Consider the following 23,851-nt stretch of genomic DNA (forward strand, 5'->3'; position numbering starts at 1 on the left):
TTTGCGCTACTGCGACCGTTTGCCGTGCGCTATCCTATAGACAAAAACTGTGAAGCAATAAACAGATAAATCAGCACGCCAGAAGCATCACACACTGAGGTAATCAGCGGTGCACTGGCAGTGGCAGGGTCAAGTCCTATTTTGTTCAATACAAAAGGCAAGCTCATGCCAATCACGCAGCCAATCATGACTACGGACATCATACTAAGCGCGAGCACCAGTGACACAATAGCATCGCCGCGCACATAACCGATGATAGAGATAGCAACGGCCATCGTCGCACCCAGCATCAGGGCGACGATGGCTTCTCGTCCTAATAGCGAGAGCCAATCACGCATGACGACATCGCCCGTCGCTAGCGCACGCACCATCAACGTAGCAGACTGAGAGCCGGCGTTACCGCCACTATCTACCAGTAGTGGTAAGAAAAATACCAGCACTAGATTGGCTGCTATCACCTCTTCAAAGTTAGCAATGCTAAAGCCAGAGAGCAAGTTTCCAAATACCAAAAACACTAGCCAGAATACGCGCTTACGATACAGCACTTTAATGCTGACATCTTTAAGCCTGCCAACCATCGTCGTGACACCACCCGACTTGTGAAAGTCATCAGTAGCCTCATCGCTGGCAACGTCCATGGCATCATCATGGGTCACGATACCGACCAAAGCGCCATGGTCATCAGTAATTGGCAGGGCAATCAAGTCATAACGAGCCACAACTTTGGCGACATCTTCTTGATCGTCATTGACATTGCAAGAGACCACAGTGCTCAGCATAATGTCATTAATTAATTGTTCAGGAGCGGCTAGTATTAATGCTCGTAATGACACTACCCCTGACAACTTACGCTCATCATCAATTACATAAGTATGATAAATGGTCTCGGCATCAGGTGCTTCTAATCGTAGCGCCGCTAATGCTTCAGTGACGGTCATATGCGCCGCTAACGTTGCATAGTCAGATGTCATCAACGCCCCAGCAGTACGTTCTTCATAGGCAGAAAGCCTGCGAATATCTTCACGCTGCGCCTGTGCTAATGCTGGCAATAAGGCATCACGCTGATCCTGATTTAGATGTTTGTATAAATCAGTGCGTTCATCTGCGGGCATCTCGCCCACTAGTATTGCCATACTTTCGCGAGGAAACTCATGCGCCATAGCGACTTGAATATTAGGCTCTAAATAAGCAAATACCGTAGAACGATTGGGCAAACGTTCTAGCAGCTGCCAAGCAAGTTTAGATGCCATGAGCGTAAGCACATCCGCGATATCAATGGGGCGCAACTCTTGCACTTGATTAATCGCTTGCTCGAATTGCTGCTGCTCGATGGCACGGCTTAGTTTGGTTGCAAAAGTCTCTGCAAGGTCTTTATTATTCATCATGTTACTCCGTGCAACCCAAAACGGTGCAGCAAATACTCACAAAAAAGAGCCAATCTAATTGGCTCCAATTAATATAAACAAGATGCTAAGGCAATGGGCTTTTATTAGCAAGCCAATGATTCTTAAACCAATCAAAGCGCCCGAACAAACCTATTAATCCGTCATTCAGCTAAGGCGTGTTCTCATTTTAAAAATGCTCATAAAAATGAGATAAATTGCAGTCAAGTGAGGAAAATAGCGGAAATAATATCGGGATATTAATCAGCTATTTGACGATGTTTGGCAAAATTTAGCCATTTTTAGCCCATTTAGATACAATCGCTGGAATTGAGGACACGTCCTAGTTCATAAACCAACCATGACTGGCAACGATAGATTGACCAGTGAATACATTGCTTGGGAAGGCTGCCAAAAATAGCGCCAATTGGGCAATATCGTCTACCGTCGTGAATTCTTTATCTACCGTATTCACCAGCATAATATCATTGACTACAGATTCTTCGCTGATGCCCTTTTCAGCCGCTTGTTGCGGAATTTGCTTTTCGACCAACGGCGTTTTGACAAACCCTGGGCAAATCACATGCGACCGTACATTATGCTCAGCGCCTTCTTTTGCTAATACACGACACAGCCCAAGTAGACCATGCTTGGCAGTGACGTAAGGTGCCTTAAACATTGATGCCTCATGCGAGTGCACAGAACCCATATAGATGACGGTGCCACTTTTATCCTCTTTATACATATGCTGTACAGCCGCTTTGGTGGTTAAAAATGCCCCATCCAAATGAATAGCGAGCATTTTTTTCCAGTCATCAAACGACATTTTGTTAATCGGATCAATGATCTGAATACCGGCATTAGAGACTAAGATATCAATACCGCCAAAGGTATCTACTAGCTTTTGTACACCATTATTTACGGCAGCCTCAGACGTTACATCCATGGCAATGGCAAGTGCGCGTCCACCTGCCGCTTCAATAGCATCAACGGTTTTCTGAGCCATTTCAATATTGATATCTGCAATACCTACCGCTGCGCCTGCTTTGGCATAAGTTTCAGCGATATCACGTCCGATACCGCTGGCAGCACCTGTGACCAAGGCCACTTTGCCCGTCAAATCCTGTTGTAATTGGGTCGCCATATATTGTCCTTAATAATAGGTAGTGATGGGAAGTGATGAGGTCAACCAGTAAATAAGCCACTAGAATATAGTGGCTATTAAATAAAGCAGTAAACAGTCGTTATAACATCAAAACTATTGAGCAATGCTATTGAATAATGCTCACTGGCGTTTTTTCTTGTAGTTCTTCAAAAGTGACACCCTCTGCTAGCTCGACCAGTTTTAGACCATTGTCGGTGACATCTAATACTGCAAGCTCGGTGATAATACGATCAACCACCCCTTTGCCTGTCAATGGTAGCTCACAATTGGCAAGAATTTTTGGATCGCCGTGTTTATTGACCTGTTCCATCAATACAATCACGCGTTGTACACCTGCGACTAAGTCCATCGCACCGCCCATGCCTTTGACCATCTTTTTGGGAATCATCCAGTTGGCCAAATCGCCTTTTTCTGACACTTCCATCGCGCCCAATATAGCCAGATTAACATGCCCGCCGCGAATCATCGCAAAGGATTCTGAACTACCAAAATAACTAGCACCCGCCTCTGCGGTCACGGTTTGCTTACCCGCATTGATCAAATCTGCATCGACGTTTTCTGCCGTTGGAAATTCGCCAATACCTAATAGACCATTTTCTGACTGCAACCAAACATCCACGTCTTCAGGGATATAATTGGCGACTAGCGTTGGTAGACCGATACCTAAATTGACATAATAGCCATCTTCTAATTCTTGTGCAGCCCGCTGTGCCATCTGTTCTCTTGTCCATGCCATGGTAATTTCCTTATTTTTATGACCACCCCAACAAATATGATTAATGGTGTCAAATTCGCTTAGTCTACTAAATGTAGCACTTTCACTCGTTTTTCTTGCCACTCAAATTTTTAGGAATAGTATTACAATACTCTATTATTAATGTCATCTTTTAAAAGGTTTTGACAAACTCTGCTTCTAAGCGCCTTCGACTGCTTTGGTCGTGGTTTTTTCGATACGCTTTTCAGGATTGCTATTTAATACAATACGCTGTACAAAAATACCCGGTAGATGAATCTCATCAGGGTTAAGTGTGCCCGTTTCTACGATTTCTTCAACTTCGACAATGGTGATTTTGCCTGCCATTGCACAGTCTGGATTGAAGTTACGAGCCGTTTTATTGAATATTAAATTACCTGCTTTATCTGCTTTTTGCGCTTTGATTAATGACACATCAGCACGTAATGAATGTTCGAGCACATAAGTACGTCCATCGAAATCACGGGTTTCTTTGCCTTCAGCGACCAGTGTGCCAACGCCAGTTGCGGTATAGAAAGCAGGAATACCAGCACCGCCTGAACGTAGTTTTTCCGCTAAAGTACCTTGCGGCGTTAATTCAACATCTAACTCGCCTGCCAAGTATTGACGCTCAAACTCTTTGTTTTCACCGACATAGGATGAAATCATTTTTTTAATTTGGCGCGTTTGTAATAGCAAGCCTAAACCAAAGCCGTCGACACCAGCGTTATTGCTGATACAAGTTAAATCCTTTACCCCACTATCACGTAATGCTTCGATTAATGCTTCAGGAATACCGCACAGACCAAAACCACCAATAGCGAGGGTTTGTCCATCGTTGACGATACCTTTTAGTGCTTCTTCAGCACTGCTATATACTTTAGAATGACTCATGCTTATCTCCTTGCAAGTCTATTTTTTGTTATTAACTTCTATCATCAATGATTATGAATGGGTTACTTTACTCAATATTTCAATATCTATATTAATACAATTTCTATCGATATATCATCTATAAGATTCTTATGCTAAGTTAACATATTATTCTCTTAGCGAGAAGAGAATAACAACAAGAACATACAGGCCAGCGCAGTAGCGGCATAGATGGTAGGACAATGTCGTCTTAAGACAGACTTATATTTGATAAATTATTAAATAATATCTATTTTGATTCATTTTATTGACCGATATTAATATGCCCTACATACTCGCTGCCTTAATTTTGCCAAGGAGGGCGATCATGTTTAGTACCTTTGCTATTGTCATTACTTTATTACTATTGATGTTCTTTGCGTATCGCGGTTATTCCGTGCTGATTTTAGCACCAATTATGGCGATATTGGCGGTATTCCTATCTGGTGATTTCTTAAGTAGTATCCCTGCCTACACCGATATCTTTATGGGTGCATTGAGTGGGTTTTTACTCAAGTTTTTCCCTATCTTCTTACTAGGCGCGCTGTTTGGGCGTTTGATGGCAGATTCTGGCGCAGCAACAGCGATTGCCAAAACCGTGGTAGAAAAGCTTGGGGCCAGCAAAGCTATTTTAGCCGTTATCTTAGTTTGCGCTATTTTAACCTACGGCGGCGTCTCTTTATTTGTCGTAGCATTTGCTATCTATCCAATCGCCAAAGACTTGTTTAAGGCGGCGGACATTCCTAAGCGCTTAATTCCAGCAGCGATTGCCTTAGGGTCATTTACCTTTACCATGACGGCATTACCCGGCACACCAGCCATTCAGAACGCCATTCCGATTCCTTATTATAATACCAACGTCTTTGCTGCGCCTATTTTGGGTATTATTGGCGGTACGATCATGTTTATCTGTGGTTGGTTATGGTTACAGTCACGGGCCAGAAAAGCCAACGCAGCAGGTGAAGGCTATGGTCAGCATGACGAAGAGGATGTAGGCGGCGTTGGTGCAGTAAAAAAACAAAACGAAGTGCTAGATACGCATCACACCTCATTTACCGTTGCGATGATTCCGCTGGTATTGGTTATCGCCTTAAACGCTTTATTAACTTATGCAGTGTTCCCTTCACTAGACTTTAGCGGCTTACAAGCTCAGTTCCCGGATTTAAATATCGCCGGTTCGCTGGGGCTGTGGTCTATTATTATCTCATTGGTAGTGGCTATTATCGTATTGATAGTCATGCGTATCGGTCATTGGAATAATCTACAAAAAACCATCAACCGTGGTACTTATGATTCGATGTTGCCCATCTTTAACACCGCCTCAGAAGTGGGTTACGGCGCGGTCATTGCTTCATTGGCAGGCTTTCTTATTATTCGTGACAGCATCTTAAACCTAACGCCTGATAACCCACTTATCTCAGAAGCGGTCGCGATGACCACCCTTGCTGGTATTACTGGCTCATCTTCTGGTGGTTTGAGTATTGCCCTATCGACGTTGGGTGAAGATTATTTAAGAATGGCGGTTGCCGCTGGTATTGATCCAGAACTGATGCACCGTGTTGCTGTCATGGCAGCGGGTGGTTTGGATACGCTCCCTCATAGTGGTGCGGTCATCACCCTACTCGCGATTTGTGGCTTGACCCATAAGCAATCCTACTTGAATCTTGCGATGGTCACGATGATTATTCCATTAATTGCGGTAGTCGCGGTTATTATTCTAGGGACGATGTTTGGCTCATTTTAGAAACCGTTTAAGCTTCAAGCAATTTCTTGAGCTTTGAATATCGATGAGTTTTAATGTGCAAACTCAAAACCCACTTGGCAGATTGCTTGGTGGGTTTTTTATCGCCGCTTTACGACTATGTTCTTTAAATAAAATAGGTTATTGACACCTGATAAATGCATAGAAATCTATCGGCATAATAGAGCCAATGATTATATTGATTAACGTATTAATTACTGAGGAATGTCACAAATTTGGCCGAATTACGGTATCATAGGCACACTTTTTTGGTTTTTCCTTTTTTAGAAATTTTAAAAGCTTTAGTATTGACAATATCGCGTCCGCTCGCCATAAAGCGCTCAAGACGTTTGATAACCAACCCGTTTATATAAAAATATAGGTGACAAAAGTGCGTGAGATTCTAGTAACCAGTGCGCTGCCCTACGCCAATGGCTATATCCATTTGGGGCATCTTGTAGAATATATTCAGACCGACATTTGGGCGCGTGCGATGAAAGCGCAAGGCCATCAGGTCACTTATGTCTGCGCGGATGATGCACACGGTACGGCTATCATGCTCAAAGCAGAAGCCAATGGTGTAACACCCGAAGAGCAAATCGCCTCGGTTAAAGCTTCGCATGAAGCGGACTTTGCTAAGTTTTTGATTGACTTCGACAATTATCACACCACCCATTCAGAAGAAAACAAGCATTTTTCTGAGCTGATTTATCGTCGTCTTAGTAGTGCTGGACATATCAGTACTAAAGACGTTGAGCAATTATTTGATCCTGAAAAGCAGTTGTTTTTAGCGGATCGTTTTGTCAAAGGTACTTGCCCTGAATGCGGTGCGCTGGATCAATATGGCGATAACTGTGAAGTGTGCGGTACCACTTATGATGCGACAGATCTCAAAGATCCATACTCGACGTTGTCTGATGCCACACCCATTCTAAAAACCTCTAAGCATTATTTCTTTGATTTACCAGAATTTGAGCAATTCTTAAAAGATTGGACACGTAGTGACAATCGCTTGCAAACATCGGTCGCTAATAAATTGCAAGAATGGTTTGACGCTGGCCTGACCAGCTGGGATATCTCACGTGATGCACCTTATTTCGGTTTCCAAATTCCAGATACCCCAAGCGATGAGCCAGACAAGTACTTCTATGTTTGGCTCGATGCACCGGTCGGTTACATGGCGAGCTTTCAAAACTTGTGTGATAAGCGCAAAGGTACTGAAAACGAATTAGATTTTGATCGTTATTGGATGCAAGAAAACGAGCATAAGACCGAGGTTTATCATTTCATCGGTAAAGACATCGTTTACTTCCATGCGCTATTTTGGCCAGCGATGCTAGCGGGTAGCGAGCTGCGTACGCCGACCGGCGTCTTTGCCCATGGCTTCTTGATGGTCAATGGCGAAAAAATGAGTAAGTCGCGTGGTACTTTCATTAAAGCCGAAACGTATGCTGATCACTTACATCCTGAGTACTTGCGTTATTATTTTGCTAGTAAATTGTCTGATAAAGTCGAGGATATCAACCTTGATTTAGAAGATTTCATGCAAAAGGTTAACTCTGATCTAGTTGGTAAAGTGGTCAATATTGCCAGTCGTAGTGCTGGATTCTTAGTGAAAAAATACGACGGTATGCTGTCGGAGGTTTGCGTAGAGTCAGACTTATTAGAAGACATCACCAAAACGGGTGATGAAATTGCCGCCGCGTACGAAAACCGTGAGTTCTCGCGTGCCATGCGTTTGATTATGCAATGTGCTGATAAAGCCAATGAATATATCGATGAGAAAAAACCATGGGCGCTTGCTAAGGTCGAAGGCGCAGAGCAAGAAGTTCAAGATGTTTGCTCGGTCGCGATTAATATCTTCCGTCAATTAATGGTTTATCTTGCGCCAGTATTGCCTGAGCTAACCGCCAACGCTAAAGCGTTTTTGAACATTGACGATCTAAGCTTTGCCAGCCGTAACCAATGGTTGCTTGGTCATAAAATCAATAAGTTTAAACCGTTGATGCAGCGTATCGAAGAAAAAGACGTCGCAGCGATGGTTGAAGCGTCAAAGGAATCTTTGGCTCAAACTGCGACTCCAGTTGCTAATGCTGATAATACGTCAGCAAAGAAAAACACTCCCTCAGCGAAAGAGGCTAATACTGGTAGTGATAATGAGCAGGCTGACTATATCGGTATCGAAGACTTTGCCAAAGTTGAGATGAAAGTCGCGCACGTCTTAGAGTGTAACCATGTCGAAGGCGCGGACAAGCTATTGCAGTTCACCCTAGATGTTGGCGAAGACAAGCCGCGCAATGTATTCAGCGGTATCCGTAAGTTTTATGAGCCTGAGCAATTACTGAATAAAAAGGTCATTTGCGTGACCAATCTTGCGCCGCGTAAGATGAAGTTTGGTGTCTCAGAAGGCATGGTGCTATCAACTGGCAATCCAAAGACAGGCTTAACGGTCGTTACCTTGCCTGATGATTGCGTCATTGGTGATGTGCTTGCTTAATTAACATGGCTGATGCACGAAATATTGGAGAATGATAGTGGTATTGCTGAGATTGTTAGCAGATATTCTCCTTTATTTAACAGTAGGCTTGCTGGTTTACTGGTATTTTATCGAAGATATAACGGCACTATTTATAGCCATTGCTAGTGGTGTTATCAGCGCGTTGTTATTTATTATCACCACAGATATCAAACAGTCACGGCGTAACCGTCGTTCAGAGCCTTCGAGTATCTGGGATTGGTTGTACTTTATCGACATACTAGAGATTCCTCTTTATGTGATTGGCTGGCTATTTCGTAGTTTATGGCGGGTCTTCGATTGACAGTTAAGCGATAGATTAAATATAAAAAAAGACGCCCTAAGTAGCGTCTTTTTTTATGTCATTTATATAGATAGTGGAATGGCAATAATTTCGATACAAGCAAACCAAGTGCAAGCGATTACCAGTACCATATTTGAATGCTCAACAGACCCTAGCATAAAGATGCAGAAGCTGCTCAGTAAAACCATCCTTATATGGCTGAATAATACGGGTGACGAATACGCTTTAATTTTTTATTGCGATAACTTACATTACTGTCATAATATGAACATAATGATCGACGGAACGATTACCTTATTGTTAGCCTGCTATCTTGGCATCAACATAGCATTGACTCGGCTAACCTGCATTTTCCAATACTATCTGTAAAAATCAAACACAGCGAAGACGAATCCAAACACTACCCTGAGTAGTTTTAACGAATCCGAGAATGTTGGTGTGGTTTTTATGATTGATATAACCGATGAGTTACTATAATAATGACTATTGCTTCTACTTTACGCTTAAGCCTCTATGGTGCTGCTATCAGCGCCACCCTTGGATTGATTGGCTGCTCAAACTCTACCGACACTGCCTCCAATAGTGAGAGTGCAGTCGCTGATACCGATAAGCCCGCCAAGACTTTGGCCATCACGCAAATCGTCGAGCATCCTTCATTAGATGAGATGCGCCGCGGTATCATTGATGAGCTGGCTGATAATGGCTATGTCGAAGGCCAAAACCTAACGGTCAACTTTCAAAGCGCCCAAGGTAATACAGCGACAGCAGGACAGATTGCCAAGCAGTTTGCAGGAGACAATCCCGATGCCATCGTCGCAATCTCGACGCCCTCTGCCCAATCAATTGTGGCCTCAACCAAAACGGTTCCGGTTATTTATACGGCTATCTCTGATCCTGTCGCAGCGAAGCTCATTAATGAAAACAACGTGCCTATCCAATCTAATGTGACAGGACTATCAAGCGAGTTACCGATTGAGCCGCAGTTAGACAACATTCTAAAGATTGTACCCAATGCAAAAACCATTGGCTACGTCTATAGCCCAGGTGAAATCAATTCTGTAGTGGTGCTCAATCAGCTTAAAAAACTCGCACCAGCGCGTGGTCTGAAAATCTTAGATGTGACAGCCAATCGCCCAACTGACGTTGCGATGGCGACTCGTAGTCTTGCTGGTCGCGTCGATGTCATTTATACCTCATTAGATAACAACGTTGTGTCAGGGTTTGAAGCAATGGCTGGTGCTGCCAATGAGCTTGATATTCCGGTTATTGCCTCAGACGAGTTTAGTGTGAGACGCGGTGCGACAGCGGCGCTAGGTGTCAACGATTATGACTTTGGCCGTACCACGGGCAAAATGGTCTATCGCGTATTAAATGGCGAAGCGATCAATACGATCAAGCCTGAAGTGATGAATACCTTAACCTTGTACGCAAGCCCTAAACACGCGGCAGAGCAAGGGGTGAGCTTGACAGATGACTTGTTAAAAAATGCCATTAATGTCGACGAAAAAGCGCAGAGTGCGGACAAATAACAGTCAGCCATCTGTATAGACAGCTGCCCTTAATTTTTAATTATTAAATAATGTACGGACACATTATTATTTTCAGGAGTGAGACCTATGTTGTATCAAAATTTTGGACGTTTTAATTTTAGTAAGGCGCTACTACTAGGCGGCGTTTGTACCGCTATCTTGACTGGCTGTAATCAACCAGCGCAAGATGCTAGCGGCACTGATGCTGCCGCTAATGGCGATACTGCCACAGAAATGAAGACGGTGGCTATCACTGCTATCGTTGAGCATCCAGCACTTGATGATGTGCGCAAAGGCGTCATCGATGAGCTTAATGAGGCCGGCTTTAAGGACGGTGAAAACTTAACGGTGAACTTCCAAAGCGCCCAAGGCAATACAGCGACTGCAGGACAGATTGCCAAGCAATTCGTCGCAGACAATTCAGATGTTATCATCGCGATTGGTACGCCATCAGCGCAGTCAGTAGCTGCGGCGACTAGCACCATTCCTTTAGTATTTTCGGCAGTCACTGACCCAATCGCAGCCAAACTAGTCACAAAACTAGATGGCTCTGGTACCAATGTCACTGGCGGCTCTGATGCACTGCCTTATGAGCCACAAATCGAATTGATGCGTCAAATCATTCCTAGCTTAAAGAACGTCGGCTATGTTTATAGTCCGGGCGAAGTTAACTCAACAATTATCTTAAAAAACTTAAAAGAGAAACTGACACCACTAGGTATCAATGTCCTCGAAGCGCCTGCTCAGCGTAGTACTGATATTGCCATGGCCGCTCGTAGCCTCGAAGGTAAGGTCGATATGATCTATACCTCAACCGATAACAATGTCGTATCGGCCTATGAGTCACTATATCAAGTCGCTAAAGAAAGCAAAATCCCACTGATTGCGTCTGATACCAGCTCGGTTGAACGCGGCGCGATTGCTGCCTTAGGCGTAAACTATTACGATCTTGGCCGCGAAACTGGTAAAATCGTGGTACGCATCCTAAATGGTGAAAAAGCGGGCGCTATCCCTGTCTATACGCCGCAAATGCTTGATTTGTACGTCAGTCCAAATCATGCCAAAGAACAAGGCGTTACTTTGCCACAAGCAGTTATCGATAAAGCAAAAGAAGTGGTAGAATAGCGCACCTTTATACTTGGCTTTTATTAGCAGCTGCTAGGTAAACGATAATTCGACTATATAATATAATCAAATTTTATCGCTTAACGTCAGGCTATGATGCCAAATGCTTAAACAAGAAACCCAGCTATGAGTCAGTAGGCTGGGCTTCTTGTTTAAGCAGTGCTGGTTTGACTGGTTGTTGCTTAATGGCTTTTTATTTAAGGCATTGCTTATAAGGCCGTGTTTGCTTATACAGTCATTGTGCAGTATCTAAGTCTCTAATATTTATGAATAAAAGCTTTGAACCAAGGTAGCTTATGATAGTTTTTCATCGTGATATGTTTTGGTTTACCCTAACCGCAGATTGCTTAATCTGTTAAATTCACCGCTTAGCCGTTTAGCGAAAGCTGACTGTTAGATTTATAGATAAGTGCGCGTTTATACGCTATTTATTTTATGAATTAATGATCAGAACATGCATTGCTGAACGCTTGGTTATGACTTATTGATCTCTTATGTCTTTAATTGCTTTTTTTGGTGCGCTTGAAAGTGGTCTGATTTATGGCCTAGTGGCACTTGGTGTGCTGATCTCATTCCGCACCCTCGACTTTCCTGACTTGACCGCTGATGGTAGCTTTCCATTAGGCGGCGCCGTCGCGGGCATCTCTATCGTCGCTGGTGTCAATCCATGGTTGGCATGCGCTTTTGGTATGCTAGCAGGTTCAGTCGCTGGTATCGTCACTGCATGGTTGCACGTCAAACTTGGCATCCTGCAACTACTTGCCAGTATCTTAGTGATGGTCGCTCTATATTCTGTCAACCTACGCATCATGGGTGCGCCGAACTTGCCACTACTGGGTGAAACCACGGTATTTAGTACCTTAGTGACAGATGGCAACGGCTATTGGATGCGCTGTCTGATTATTGGTGTGGTCATACTGCTTGCCAAGTTATTCTTAGATTGGTTTTATAGCACTGAAACTGGCCTATCTATGCGTGCAACTGGTTCAAACCTCCGTATGGCCCAAGCGCAAGGCATTAATACCTCTTGGATGACCATTATCGGTATGGCCGTCTCTAACGGCCTAATTGCACTTGCAGGGGCGTTGTTTGTGCAGACCCAAGGTGGCGCAGATATCTCTATCGGTATTGGTACTATTGTCATTGGTCTAGCAGCCGTTATCATCGGTGAGACTATCATTCCAGCCAAACGTATCTGGCTCATTACCTTTGCGGTCATCGTCGGTGCGGTACTATACAAGCTGTTTATTCAGGTCGCGCTATCGAGCGACACGCTGCGTAGTATTGGTTTTGGCCCGCAAGATTTAAACTTGATTACCGCTCTACTCGTGGTATTGGCTTTGGTATTACCAAAAGCGAAAACCAAGTTTTTATCACGCAAAGTTCGCGTTCAATGACAGCCAATACAGACGGTAAATAACCGTATTAAGCTTGAAGAGACAATAAGGAATAACGATTATGATGCAAGCCACTGATTTACGGTTGACCTTTAACCCGGGCACGCCTATCGAAAACCCTGCACTGCGTGGTATTAATCTAAACATCGCTGATGGTGAATTTGTGACCGTCATTGGTACCAATGGTGCTGGTAAATCGACATTTTTGAACGCTGTAAGCGGCACCACGCGCGTCGATAGTGGGTCAATTTTATTAAATGGTATTGATGTCACTAAGAAAACTGCCCATCAACGCGCTCATTGGGTCGCGCGTGTCTTTCAAGACCCAATGGCTGGAACTTGTGAAGCTCTGACCATTGAAGAAAACATGGCATTGGCCTATAAACGTGGTGGCAAACGCGGTCTGAGCTTTGCGCTAAATCAGAATAACCGTGATTTGTTTCGCGAAAAACTGGCCGTTTTAAAATTGGGCTTAGAGAACCGTCTAACCGACCGTATGGGTCTACTATCCGGTGGTCAGCGCCAAGCAGTCAGTCTGCTCATGGCCTCTTTACAGCCTTCTAAGATTTTATTGCTAGATGAGCATACTGCTGCCCTTGACCCTAAAACCGCTGCTTTTGTCTTAGAGTTAACGGATAAGATTGTGACTGACAATAAGCTCACAACCATGATGGTCACCCACTCAATGCAGCAAGCATTGGCACATGGCACACGTACCGTCATGCTGCACCAAGGGCAAGTCGTACTAGATGTCGCTGGTGATATTCGTAAAGATATGACAGTGCATGATTTACTTGATATGTTTGAGCAAACACGCGGCGAAAAAGTTGAAGATGATAGCTTAATATTGAGTTAAATAATTTAGGGTCTGTTGAACATTCAAATGTGGCACTGGCAGTGGCTATTTTTTAGACAATACGCAGTGAAACTCTTGACGCCTAGTCATTCTAGGTTAGATAATTTCGCCATGTATTGGCAAAAAATAGCCCTGCCCTGAAAGGCTGATACTAAAATCGTCCCAAACGTTGTTGTAAACCTAGCTAAGGTCTCGACATTATCGTCGGTTTACGCCTGATTTGATAAAAGGTTTGGGGCAACTTTAGGGATCAGCAGTCCTAATATTTGAATGTTCAACAGACCCTAGCAGATACTTTGGAGCTAAATATAAAAACGCCTGTTTAATAGCAGGCGTTTTTTGTTATCAATAGTTAATGATCCTACCAAGTTTTGGTCAGTCATTATATAGTTGCTATATCAATACCTATATCAAAACCTACTTATTATTCTTATCGCTATTTATCTATGAGGTCTGCCATGCGCAAAATCCCTGTTTATACTCATCCTGCTGCTGGTTGGCCTGCTCTGATTGCCTCTACTCGCAAACTCATGGATTATAAGGCTTTTTTGCGTGGTAGCTTGAGCGTATTAAACAGCAATCAACCCAAGGGTGGCTTTGATTGTCCAGGCTGCGCATGGCCAGATCACAAGTCACACAAAGCGCTAGATGTCTGTGAGACAGGCATCAAGGTGCTGGCAAGTGAAACCATGTCTACCCGTGCAGATGCACAGTTTTTTGCCAAGCACTCGGTCACAGAGCTACAAGGTTGGTCAGGGTATGAGTTAGAACATATCGGTCGATTATCCGAACCGCTATACTACGATGCCACGCAAGATCATTATCTACCCATCTCTTGGCAAGCCGCTTATGAGCATGTCGCTGAGCAGTTGGAACAGCTTAATTCACCTGACGAAGCACTGTTCTATACCTCAGGTCGCGTCACTAACGAGCCTGCCTTTATGTTTCAGTTATTCGTCCGCTGTTTTGGTACTAACAACCTACCAGACTGCTCTAACATGTGTCACGAACCAACCTCGGTCATGCTTGGCAAGCAATTAGGCATCGGTAAAGCGACGGTGAAACTAGAGGATTTTGAGCTAGCCAAATTGATATTGATGTTTGGACAAAACCCGGCAACCAACCATCCCCGTATGCTTGAGATGCTTGCCCACTCTCACGAGCAAGGATGTCGAATCATCTCGATAAATCCTATGCGTGAACAAGGCTTAAGTAAGTTTAGAAACCCGCAAAAACCAACTCATATGGCGGCAGGACAGAGTGATGACATGGTCGATGAGGTCGTTCAAATTCAAATCGGTGGTGATGCGGCTCTACTGACGGGTTTGGCTAAATGGCTGATTGAGAATGATAAAATTAATACTGACTTTATTACAACCCATACCTCTGGTTTTGAGCCATTGAAACAGTGGTTGACCGAACAATCATGGGCAGATATTCAGCTTGGTTGCGGTATTTCTCAAGCAGAAATTATTAATCTTGCTAAGCTGGTGGCCGCCAGTCCAGCGACTATTTGCACTTGGGGTATGGGCATAACCCAGCATGTGCAGGGCGATGACAATGTCGCTATGATTACCAATTTGCTACTGTTGATGGGTATGATAGGTATTGACGGTGCGGGTGCGTCACCTGTGCGGGGTCACTCCAATGTGCAAGGCGATCGCACCATGGGTATTCATGAGCGTCCCAAGCAAAGCTTACTTGATAGCCTAGAACGTGTGTTCGAGCACCCAATGCCACAAGACAACGGTCTTGATGTCGTTGCAGGGGCAAAAGCGATGATACAAGGTGATATTAAGGCTTTCTTTAGTATGGGTGGCAACTACTCGGTTGCAGCGCCTGACTCAAATAACATCCAACGAGCATTGACCAAAAATAAGCTTAACGTCTTTGTTGGCACCAAGCTAAACGAAACCATGCTGTATCCGGGTGAAAATAACCTCATTCTACCTTGTGTCGGTCGTACCGAACACTTAATCACGGCTAAAGGTGAGCAGTTTGCCACAATTGAAGATTCAATGTGTCAGATAGTACCCACTCAAGGTAGCCTCAAGCCCATCAGCGATACGCTAAAATCTGAAGCACAGATAGTCGCCGATATTGCAACCCAGATGTTTGGCTCTGACTCAGCCATTCCTTGGCAAGCGATGGCAGAAGACTTCGATTTGATTCGTGATTATATCGCCCAAGCTATCGATGGCTTTGAGAACTTCAACGTGCGTATCCGTGAGGCTGAGCGCGGCTTTCATTTATATCATGCGGCTCGTCATCGCGTGTGGAACACCGATAGCGGCAAAGCGCAGTTTGAAGTACCAAAATACCCGATTACTCATGTCGCAAGCCAAATGGCAGAGAAAACGTCCACCTCTAAAATTGATGCCCAAAATGCGCAAAATACTGATGACAGTCAACACTCGGAGCAGAAGATCTGGCAGTTGACTAGTGTACGGAGCCATGATCAATTTAACACCATGATATTTGGCTATCAAGACCGTTATCGTCAGACCAATCGCCGCGATGTTTTGTTTATGCATCCGGATGAAATGACACGATTGGGTTGGCAAAAAGGCGATCATGTTGTGGTGTCGCGTCAAGACAGCCATGGTGAGCAACGCACATTGGGACCTTTGATACTTACCGACATGGATATCGCCGCCAACGCTGTGGCTACCTACTATCCTGAATGTAATGACTTGTTTGATTTGGACACGCATGCGCCAGACTCTCATATCCCTGCCTACAAGTCTGTTACCGTGGCCTTAGAGCGCGTCAATGCAGGCGAGTTGGCAGCTTCTGCCTAAGATAGTTTGCAAGATGAAAGGTGAGTTATGTCAACAATGATAAAAGACTGTCAGCACTTATAATGACTAAATTAAACACTCAAGCTTCAGCCATCGATATGTCTGAAGCGACGGCAGAATCTACTGTGACACCACTATCGCGCGCGCATTTGGTACAAAAATATTACTATGCACCTACAGAATCAGGTGGTAGCCAGCAAGCGTATATTGAAGATCAATCAGCAAATTTGGTCGTAGAAGCAGCGATTTCTATTATCATTAACGGCATTCATTATGCAGTATTGATGGCAAGCCCTTATCAGCTAGAATATCTAGCGATAGGCTTTTTGTTCAGCGAAGGTTTGATTCAACACAGCCATGACTTATTAGACTGGGAAGTGACCCAGCTGACAGATATGGCAAGCTATCAAAGATTTACTCAAGACTCAATGGATGAAAATGATACGGCTGGTTCCTTTGAGCAAACCTTAGCACAGCTGCAGGATTACGATATTTATGTGGTGGAATTGACTTTAAATCAGCGCAGTCATCAGCGCATCCAAGCCCAACGGCGGCAGCTGGCAGGGCGTACAGGGTGCGGTATGTGCGGTATCACAGGTTTGACCCAAGCGTTGCCTGACCTAAGTGGCTATAAATCAAATAACCATTCACAAGAGCATTTTCAAAGAGACTTAGAAAGAGACTTAGAAAGAGACTTAAAGAGTGACTTAGAAACTAATCTGGCAAGTGGATTTCATGATAAAAGTCAAAATCAACCCGAAAATAGTGTTAGAAACAAAGCTGCGATGCCAAGTTTTGACTACCTATTGCAAATACGCGCACAAGTAGATGCCACCCAACATACCCATCAACTAACAGGCGCTGTCCATGCGGCGGCAACCATGCAAGGGCAACACTTACATCTCTTTGAAGATGTCGGCCGTCACAATGCCCTCGACAAGCTCATTGGCTGGCAACTACGACACAAAGTAGATGTCGACTGTGTAGTGATGACCTCGCGCCTATCGATCGAGCTGGTACAAAAATCCATTCGTAGCCAAATACCTTGGTTGGTCGGTATGTCTGCACCCACTAGCACTGCCGTGTGTGTCGCAGAGCGCTATGGCTTGGGGTTGGCAGGATTTTTACGTGATAATAGAGTGACTTATTACTCTGGTTTTTAAAACATGGCGGTTCTCTATCCTCCCAATTTAACAAACTTCATCCTATTAATTTCATCTCTTCCTTAGCACGACCCTATCTTATATATTTCATTAAAATCAGTTGTTTGCCCTCTCTCTCCCTCTATGAGCATGAGCGTTTAGTGATGGCTAATGCCTGTCTATCTATGGATAAATTTGAGATTACGTAAATAATAGGTTACTCTTAGTGCACGAACATGTTACATACATTTAACATGGCTGTAGTTTTATTTATCAATAGTAAGTAATTTTCGTTGATTATAACGAATAACTTTATTTGAGATGATGAACACGGACAATGCGTCACATGCGATGATTGGATAAAACGCTATCCAAAACGTTGCTTATTTCAGCTGATAAAGCTGTCTAAATTTAGCTCAGGCCAAGATATTATGGTCTCGTGCTTATCTGTATCTTGCTAAGCGGACATGGTATATGAGTCTGTTTTAGCATCCAGCTACTATCGAGTATGCATACTTGACAGCGTAATGGCTAAGCCATTAACAGACGCATATTGAGAGTTGCCGCTATTGTTTTATTTATTACTAGTGTGGTCAACAACCCCCACTACCATAGTCAGCTGCACCTCACTTTATTATTAATTTGTCATGACAATTTGTGTCATCGCTATTGATATGCGCGAATCGTATGCGCTCTATTAATGTGCTTTATAAGTTCTATTGTCATAACACCTACTGCAGTAGGCACAAATCTATTTCTAACCGTTAAGGGGTAATCAATACCGCTTAACTTTTACTCATTTAAAACAATTGCGAGGTATGAATTTGAAAACTGAGTCATTGTTCCAATTTTCGGCGCTCACCATTATTTTATTATTGGTCGCGTTTTACGGCGGTACCTATCTCTTATCTTTATTAATCAAAAAAGACAAAGAATCTACCACTGGTTTTATGGTTGCAGGTCACGGTGTTGGCTTCGGTATGGGCGCGGCAAGTATGACCGCCACCTGGATTTGGGCCGCTTCCTTTTATGCCGCTGCCACCTCTGGCTATAAATACGGCGTATCAGGGCCGATACATTACGGCTTTTGGGGCGCGCTGATGATTTTGTTCATCTACCCTTTTGGGATGCGCTTTCGTGAGCTTGCTCCCAACGGTCACACTTTAGGTGAGCTTATCCACGCCCGCCACGGCTCATCAAGCCAATTAATTTTAGCCATATCCAACCTTATGGGCAGCTTAATTAGCTTGATGGTCAACTTTACCGCTGCTGGGGCATTGGTGTCAGTATTGTCACCATTATCATTCCAAACAGGGGTAATTATCGCGGGTGTCGGGGTATTGAGCTATACCTTAACCTCAGGGTTTCGTGCTTCAGTCTTTACTGATTTTGCCCAATTGGTCGCTTTGATGGCCATTGGTGTCATCATCATTCCAGCGGTACTATTCTCCATGGGTGGTCCTGCAGTGATGGTCAGCGGACTATCGAATTTGACCTTAGAGCAGCAGGATTTCTTTTCCTCTGAAGCCTTTTTTCAGCAAGGTGCACCCTATTTTGTCGCAGTATTGGCCTATGCTATCGGTAATCAAACCATTACCCAGCGCTTATTTGCCATTGATAAAACTAAAATTAAGGCGACATTTGTTACCGCCACAGTCGGTTATGCCGGTATCGTCATTGGGCTTGGTATGATTGGCTTAATGGCTTTGACCATTGGCATCGAACCACTTGATGGCAATATGAACAACTTGATTCCACAAATGGTCAGTATGTATCTGCATCCGGTCTTTATTGCGTTATTCTTTATTTTGGTCATTGGTTCATTATCTTCAACGGCTGACTCGGATTTGTCGGCGCTATCAACCATCATGATGGCTGATGTTTATGCCAAAAATATCGCCAAAAAAGGTGGCATCAAGCCAAAAACTATGATGCTCGTCGGTCGTGGCACGATGATTGTCGCGACGGCAGCGGGACTCATCTTTGCCAGCTTCAAGCTTGATATTCTAGTGATGCTGGTATTTGTTGGTGCCTTATGGGGTGCAATTGTTTTCCCTGTCATCGCCAGTGTATTCTGGAATCGTGTGACCAACGTCGCCTTTACCTCAGCAGTGATTGTCGGACTTTTATTATTCTGTGTAGCGCGTTTTGAGTTGATACCTATTGTTGGCATCACCGCCCTATTCTTTGAAATCTTAGCCAGTGTCGGTGGCGCGGTGGTCATCGGTCTGATGGTATTTGGTTTCTTAGGTCGTAAGATTGGCATGGGCGCGGCTGCTATTACCTTGGTGCTGATGTTAATGTTTGCGACTGGATTCTTACGCCAGTACATGATCCTACTCGCTTCACTGACCGCTTACGGTGCCAGTACTATCGTTTGTGTGGTCGTCAGTCTCATGGGTGATGAGCATTTCGACTTTGATCTGATCAAACAACGTGTTGGTGACTACGATAAAAAGCCCAAAGTAGCACCCATAACAAAGAGCTAAATAACAGTAGCCCTGACGGATATCTGGTAACACCTAGCAAGTCACTCGCTAAGTGTTACCTATCAATGAATACTATAAGGAGACAATATGGACAGCACGCTTATCTACGGATTATATATTTTAGTCTGGCCAGCGATTACCTTGGGGGTGCTGGTATTGATTTGCACCGCCACCTATCGCGACATCAAAAAAGCCCAACGTAATAATAAAGACATTATTTAATAGCTTAGACTGTATTATTTTTTATGCACACCTCGCTAAGCAATAGCTTGTCGAGGCGCGCATATGTTTGATTAAATGGTTCAAATAAACATGAATAATGCTTAAATACTCTTAATCTAATAAATAACGAGCGTTTATCAAAAAAATGACTTGTAATTTATTATATTTTTGCTAATATAGGCCACCTTGATTGGCTGGATGGCAGAGTGGTCATGCAGCGGACTGCAACTCCGTTAACGCCGGTTCGATTCCGACTCCAGCCTCCAATTATTTATTAACTTTACATTAATTTTGGCTTGCATTATTAGCATAACCGCTTATAATAGCGAGCACTTATCTAGTAACTAGACGGTCTATCAGCTAGCTTATGTTAAAGATAAAACAATTTTTGCCCGGGTGGTGAAATTGGTAGACACAAGGGATTTAAAATCCCTCGCTAGCAATAGCGTGCCGGTTCAAGTCCGGCTCCGGGTACCATTATATAGTTCTATACTATCTTATAGAATAACTAAAGCCCCTGATCTCAGGGGCTTTGTTGTATCTGGCGTTCTATACTGTCCTGCTCTATCTATCCCAATCCATGCATCTGATGTACACTACTATGTACACTGGTTTTTAAATGTACATTGGGGTGTCAGTTATGGAAGCACGCAAACCTATCAGCTCCGACCGCAGCATCAGCAGTCATAAAGTCGATGACAAGGAATATCTGGTCTCTGTCAAAAATCATCCTATGCTGTATCTCATGGTCAGACCTAACGGCACTAAGTCTTGGGTTTATCGATACCTGTCTCCTACTCACTCAAAAAATAAACGTATATCGCTTGGCGTATATCCAAACGTCTCATTCGCTCGTGCCTGTGAGATTTGGCGTGACTATGAAGAGCTACTAAGTCGTAATTGAGCTATGCTGAAGAAACCGTACACCTAAACTTGGTAAACTAAGCGTATTAATCGGAGTTTATCATGACTAAGAAAGTAAGAACCTACAGTAACGAATTCAAAGCCGAAGCCGTTAAGAAGATAGCAGATAATAATGGCAATATCTCAGCTACTGCAAAGCAGTTAGGTATTGCCATGCAAACGCTATCAAACTGGCATAACAAAGCCAATCAAGGCAAGCTTGTCGGTACAGAGCAATATGGGGCGTGTTGAAGAATGAGCTGGTATATCATGAGGATTACAAAACCAGATTTACAGCCATAAACGATAGCGGTATAAGGACGGTCAATAGGATTGTGCAGCTCACTGATATGTTTGGCGAAGTCGTCGCGTAATTGCATTCACAGCCTTCTTGTTTTTCTAAGCAATCATATGCATAGTAAAAAATTTAATCACACTAAATGAAACAAATGCAGTAGCTTATAGGCTAGCCCTGTGTCGTAGCCTTTAATTGCCCCTATCATATCAATAAAAAATGCAAAAACGAATAACATGACGATACCAAATAAAATAAGCAAGATGCTATGTGTCAGCTTTTTCCAAATGGGTTGATTTGTATCTTCAATATTGCCTTCGGGCAAGTTTTTGTTTAAGTCATACGGATCATTAGGATCTATCTGACATTCAGCTTCTATCTCTGGGCTAAATTTGGGGGTAATGCTGGTGTTGATAGAGAGTAGACGCCCTAGGTAGCGTAGCCAAAGTTGTATGATAATTGCTAGATGTGTCCAGTTTAATCTTAATGCCTCCTTTGGATATTCCATATTTTCATCTGAGTCAAGTGCGGTTAGTGTAGCTCGTTGGAAAGAGGCTAACGGGGTTTCCCTTTTTATATGTACTGGATGGATATAACGAATAGCATTTTTGACTTCTGCAAGCTGTTTATCATCACCTTCCATATAGCGACGGACAAATTCAAAATGTTGTTTCAGTTGTGTTCCACCTAGTATTTCTTTAGCTGTCAAATCACTGACAAAAGGCAAACTAAACATACCAGTAATCGTCACACCATCATCAGCAAGTGTGATACCACGAACATCGCCACCATCTTTATAAGTAGTCGCCATATAAAACCGTAGCTCATCCCAGTCAAAGACTTCTACTCTACGATTGGCTTGGCGCACATAGACTTTACGGGTTTTACGGTTAAAACGAATCGGTAAATAGGTATAGGTAAATAGTTCGGTTGAGAGTAATGGTAGTACATGTGTCAAAATACCTAAAAGTATTATTACGAATAATATAATAATACTGCCTAAAGCCGCGCTATTAGCAAATATTATAAGAAATAATACTCCCATAACATATAAAGCATACGTCACAAGGCCAAAGAAAAAGAGCCCCCAAACAGTTACATCTCCGCGTATTCTATCTTGCCGGCCTATCAGCTCCATATAGGTTGAATTAAACTGTACAACAGTGCGCTGCGAATAAAGTGGTACGTCATGGATCTGTTTTTTATCTAACCATTTGAAATCGCCAATCTTCTTAAGATTCGAAACATTTTTTCCGACCTCGTAATATCTTAATTTTGAATATGGTTTACGCCCTTCAGTATCTATCATTTAATTATCCTTGAGGTCGATGTCTTCACCGACCACAGCGCGGTCAAACTGCTCTAGCGTATGCTTAAGTGACCAATTATTGCTATCTGTACCCCATATACCATGTTTGAGCCAATTCTCCATACCTGTCTTTTTCCAGTAGCCGATAAATAGATTGATACCAATGAATGCAATTAGAACAAAGACGCCCACACCTGTAAATGCTGTAAAACCCAATAGGTATGTTGAAGCAAGACCTGTTACAGCTGAACCTCCATAGGCTATACTAATAACGTAATTATCATTCTTACCTGCGATATAGCTTGAATTTACATCAAACCCTGCAAATGTTGCTTTATCTGTTTATAACCTCACTCCTCATCATTCAATACCTTAAGCATCTTAAAAAGATTATGAGTGGCATTGGCTTCTAAACCGTTGTAATTCACAAGAACCAATTCATCTAAACTGTCTGTTGTCTGATTACTTCTTGGGTTTATCAGACCTTGTATACCAACTTTGACTGACACTTCACTATGCTCTGATACAAACTGTATAAGTTGCTGCCTGAGCTGCTCTTGACGCTCGTTTCGGATAATAATAAGTAGCTTACCACCTGAAACTTTTAATATAAGCTCATCACCTCTTAATACTAAATCTCCAAAGTATCGATCAGTTCCTCCTTCATACTCACTGATCGGAATATCATCAGGATTGGTTGCAAAGTTTTCAAAATATAGCTTGTTCTGCTCTTCTTCAAGCGCTTCGAGATACTCTAATCTCAACTCTTCTGCGGTCTTGGACGTATTATCAGCATAAGAAGTGTCAGCTGCCATAGCAAGTTGCGACTGACTAACTCCTATCGTAAATAGTAGGGACACACACAACCACATTTTAAATAAGGTCTTTGGAATTGAATGATCTAACATATATAAAGCTCATTTGTTATTAGTCATTGATAAAGCATAGGTTATCTATCGGAGTTTTTCAAGGTAGTTGTCACCATCAAGCCCAATTAAGCAGCTTGTAATCTCATCTTTTCTGGCTCTTTT

19 protein-coding genes, 2 tRNA genes and 1 pseudogene are annotated in these 23,851 nt (G+C 43.2%); 15 read left to right on the top strand and 7 right to left on the bottom strand.

The annotated features are described in order from the left end of the window. Nucleotides 1-29 precede the first annotated feature (29 nt). The 4 genes from mgtE to AAEY79_RS11275 form a co-directional block, all read right to left on the bottom strand. Nucleotides 30-1,382 (bottom strand): magnesium transporter, encoded by a 1,353-nt coding sequence (mgtE, locus tag AAEY79_RS11260; protein ID WP_025651407.1) that lies wholly within the window; start codon nucleotides 1,380-1,382, stop codon nucleotides 30-32. A 343-nt stretch (nucleotides 1,383-1,725) separates the two neighbouring features. Next, complete coding sequence (locus AAEY79_RS11265) at nucleotides 1,726-2,526, bottom strand: 3-hydroxybutyrate dehydrogenase (protein WP_350588284.1); 801 nt, start codon at nucleotides 2,524-2,526, stop codon at nucleotides 1,726-1,728. Nucleotides 2,527-2,653: 127 nt separating this feature from the next. Then, complete coding sequence (locus AAEY79_RS11270) at nucleotides 2,654-3,283, bottom strand: CoA transferase subunit B (protein WP_201576412.1); 630 nt, start codon at nucleotides 3,281-3,283, stop codon at nucleotides 2,654-2,656. A 177-nt stretch (nucleotides 3,284-3,460) separates the two neighbouring features. Next, nucleotides 3,461-4,174, bottom strand: a complete 714-nt coding sequence (locus AAEY79_RS11275; RefSeq protein ID WP_201576410.1) for a CoA transferase subunit A — start codon at nucleotides 4,172-4,174, stop codon at nucleotides 3,461-3,463. 346 nt (nucleotides 4,175-4,520) lie between these two features. Between AAEY79_RS11275 and AAEY79_RS11280 the strand changes: the two genes are divergently transcribed. The 15 genes and pseudogenes from AAEY79_RS11280 to AAEY79_RS11350 form a co-directional block, all read left to right on the top strand. Then, complete coding sequence (locus tag AAEY79_RS11280) at nucleotides 4,521-5,936, top strand: GntP family permease (protein ID WP_350588287.1); 1,416 nt, start codon at nucleotides 4,521-4,523, stop codon at nucleotides 5,934-5,936. A gap of 388 nt (nucleotides 5,937-6,324) precedes the next feature. Beyond that, nucleotides 6,325-8,430 carry a methionine--tRNA ligase gene (metG, locus tag AAEY79_RS11285; RefSeq protein WP_198015418.1) on the top strand — a complete coding sequence of 702 codons (2,106 nt, stop codon included), beginning with the start codon at nucleotides 6,325-6,327 and terminating at the stop codon, nucleotides 8,428-8,430. Between the two features lie 37 nt (nucleotides 8,431-8,467). Further along, a complete protein-coding gene (locus AAEY79_RS11290; RefSeq protein ID WP_025668361.1) occupies nucleotides 8,468-8,752 on the top strand; it encodes a hypothetical protein in 285 nt (94 codons plus the stop codon). A 479-nt stretch (nucleotides 8,753-9,231) separates the two neighbouring features. Continuing rightward, the gene (locus tag AAEY79_RS11295; RefSeq protein ID WP_025651415.1) at nucleotides 9,232-10,281 is read left to right on the top strand and encodes an ABC transporter substrate-binding protein; all 1,050 of its coding nucleotides are present in this window, start codon (nucleotides 9,232-9,234) and stop codon (nucleotides 10,279-10,281) included. An 87-nt stretch (nucleotides 10,282-10,368) separates the two neighbouring features. Beyond that, complete coding sequence (locus AAEY79_RS11300) at nucleotides 10,369-11,406, top strand: ABC transporter substrate-binding protein (protein WP_173240394.1); 1,038 nt, start codon at nucleotides 10,369-10,371, stop codon at nucleotides 11,404-11,406. Between the two features lie 494 nt (nucleotides 11,407-11,900). Continuing rightward, complete coding sequence (locus tag AAEY79_RS11305; protein WP_025651417.1) at nucleotides 11,901-12,803, top strand: ABC transporter permease; 903 nt, start codon at nucleotides 11,901-11,903, stop codon at nucleotides 12,801-12,803. 61 nt (nucleotides 12,804-12,864) lie between these two features. Then, complete coding sequence (locus AAEY79_RS11310) at nucleotides 12,865-13,659, top strand: ABC transporter ATP-binding protein (RefSeq protein ID WP_025651418.1); 795 nt, start codon at nucleotides 12,865-12,867, stop codon at nucleotides 13,657-13,659. Nucleotides 13,660-14,117: 458 nt separating this feature from the next. Continuing rightward, nucleotides 14,118-16,460 (top strand): FdhF/YdeP family oxidoreductase, encoded by a 2,343-nt coding sequence (locus tag AAEY79_RS11315; protein ID WP_201576392.1) that lies wholly within the window; start codon nucleotides 14,118-14,120, stop codon nucleotides 16,458-16,460. A gap of 62 nt (nucleotides 16,461-16,522) precedes the next feature. Further along, the gene (locus AAEY79_RS11320) at nucleotides 16,523-17,623 is read left to right on the top strand and encodes a formate dehydrogenase accessory sulfurtransferase FdhD (protein ID WP_201576389.1); all 1,101 of its coding nucleotides are present in this window, start codon (nucleotides 16,523-16,525) and stop codon (nucleotides 17,621-17,623) included. An 818-nt stretch (nucleotides 17,624-18,441) separates the two neighbouring features. Next, the gene (locus AAEY79_RS11325) at nucleotides 18,442-20,091 is read left to right on the top strand and encodes a sodium:solute symporter family protein (RefSeq protein ID WP_198015420.1); all 1,650 of its coding nucleotides are present in this window, start codon (nucleotides 18,442-18,444) and stop codon (nucleotides 20,089-20,091) included. A gap of 87 nt (nucleotides 20,092-20,178) precedes the next feature. Further along, nucleotides 20,179-20,313, top strand: a complete 135-nt coding sequence (locus tag AAEY79_RS11330) for a putative transporter small subunit (RefSeq protein WP_217271599.1) — start codon at nucleotides 20,179-20,181, stop codon at nucleotides 20,311-20,313. Nucleotides 20,314-20,505: 192 nt separating this feature from the next. After that, nucleotides 20,506-20,579: transfer RNA gene (locus tag AAEY79_RS11335), tRNA-Cys, on the top strand. A 124-nt stretch (nucleotides 20,580-20,703) separates the two neighbouring features. Continuing rightward, a tRNA-Leu gene (locus AAEY79_RS11340) sits at nucleotides 20,704-20,790 on the top strand. Between the two features lie 163 nt (nucleotides 20,791-20,953). Then, nucleotides 20,954-21,217, top strand: coding sequence for an Arm DNA-binding domain-containing protein (locus tag AAEY79_RS11345; protein WP_173240397.1), 264 nt, complete (start codon nucleotides 20,954-20,956; stop codon nucleotides 21,215-21,217). Between the two features lie 62 nt (nucleotides 21,218-21,279). Next, nucleotides 21,280-21,456: pseudogene (locus AAEY79_RS11350) on the top strand (transposase); the annotation flags it as partial. A 191-nt stretch (nucleotides 21,457-21,647) separates the two neighbouring features. Here AAEY79_RS11350 and AAEY79_RS11355 read toward each other — a convergent pair. The 3 genes from AAEY79_RS11355 to AAEY79_RS11365 form a co-directional block, all read right to left on the bottom strand. Beyond that, complete coding sequence (locus tag AAEY79_RS11355; RefSeq protein WP_352288399.1) at nucleotides 21,648-22,820, bottom strand: DUF6708 domain-containing protein; 1,173 nt, start codon at nucleotides 22,818-22,820, stop codon at nucleotides 21,648-21,650. Further along, on the bottom strand, nucleotides 22,821-23,036 hold the full coding sequence (locus AAEY79_RS11360) for a hypothetical protein (RefSeq protein WP_352288402.1): 216 nt from the start codon (nucleotides 23,034-23,036) through the stop codon (nucleotides 22,821-22,823). 134 nt (nucleotides 23,037-23,170) lie between these two features. Beyond that, on the bottom strand, nucleotides 23,171-23,728 hold the full coding sequence (locus AAEY79_RS11365; RefSeq protein WP_352288405.1) for a hypothetical protein: 558 nt from the start codon (nucleotides 23,726-23,728) through the stop codon (nucleotides 23,171-23,173). Nucleotides 23,729-23,851 lie beyond the last annotated feature (123 nt).

The sequence above is a fragment of the Psychrobacter sp. GW64-MNA-CIBAN-0177 genome, assembly GCF_040309585.1.
Lineage (GTDB): Bacteria > Pseudomonadota > Gammaproteobacteria > Pseudomonadales > Moraxellaceae > Psychrobacter > Psychrobacter okhotskensis.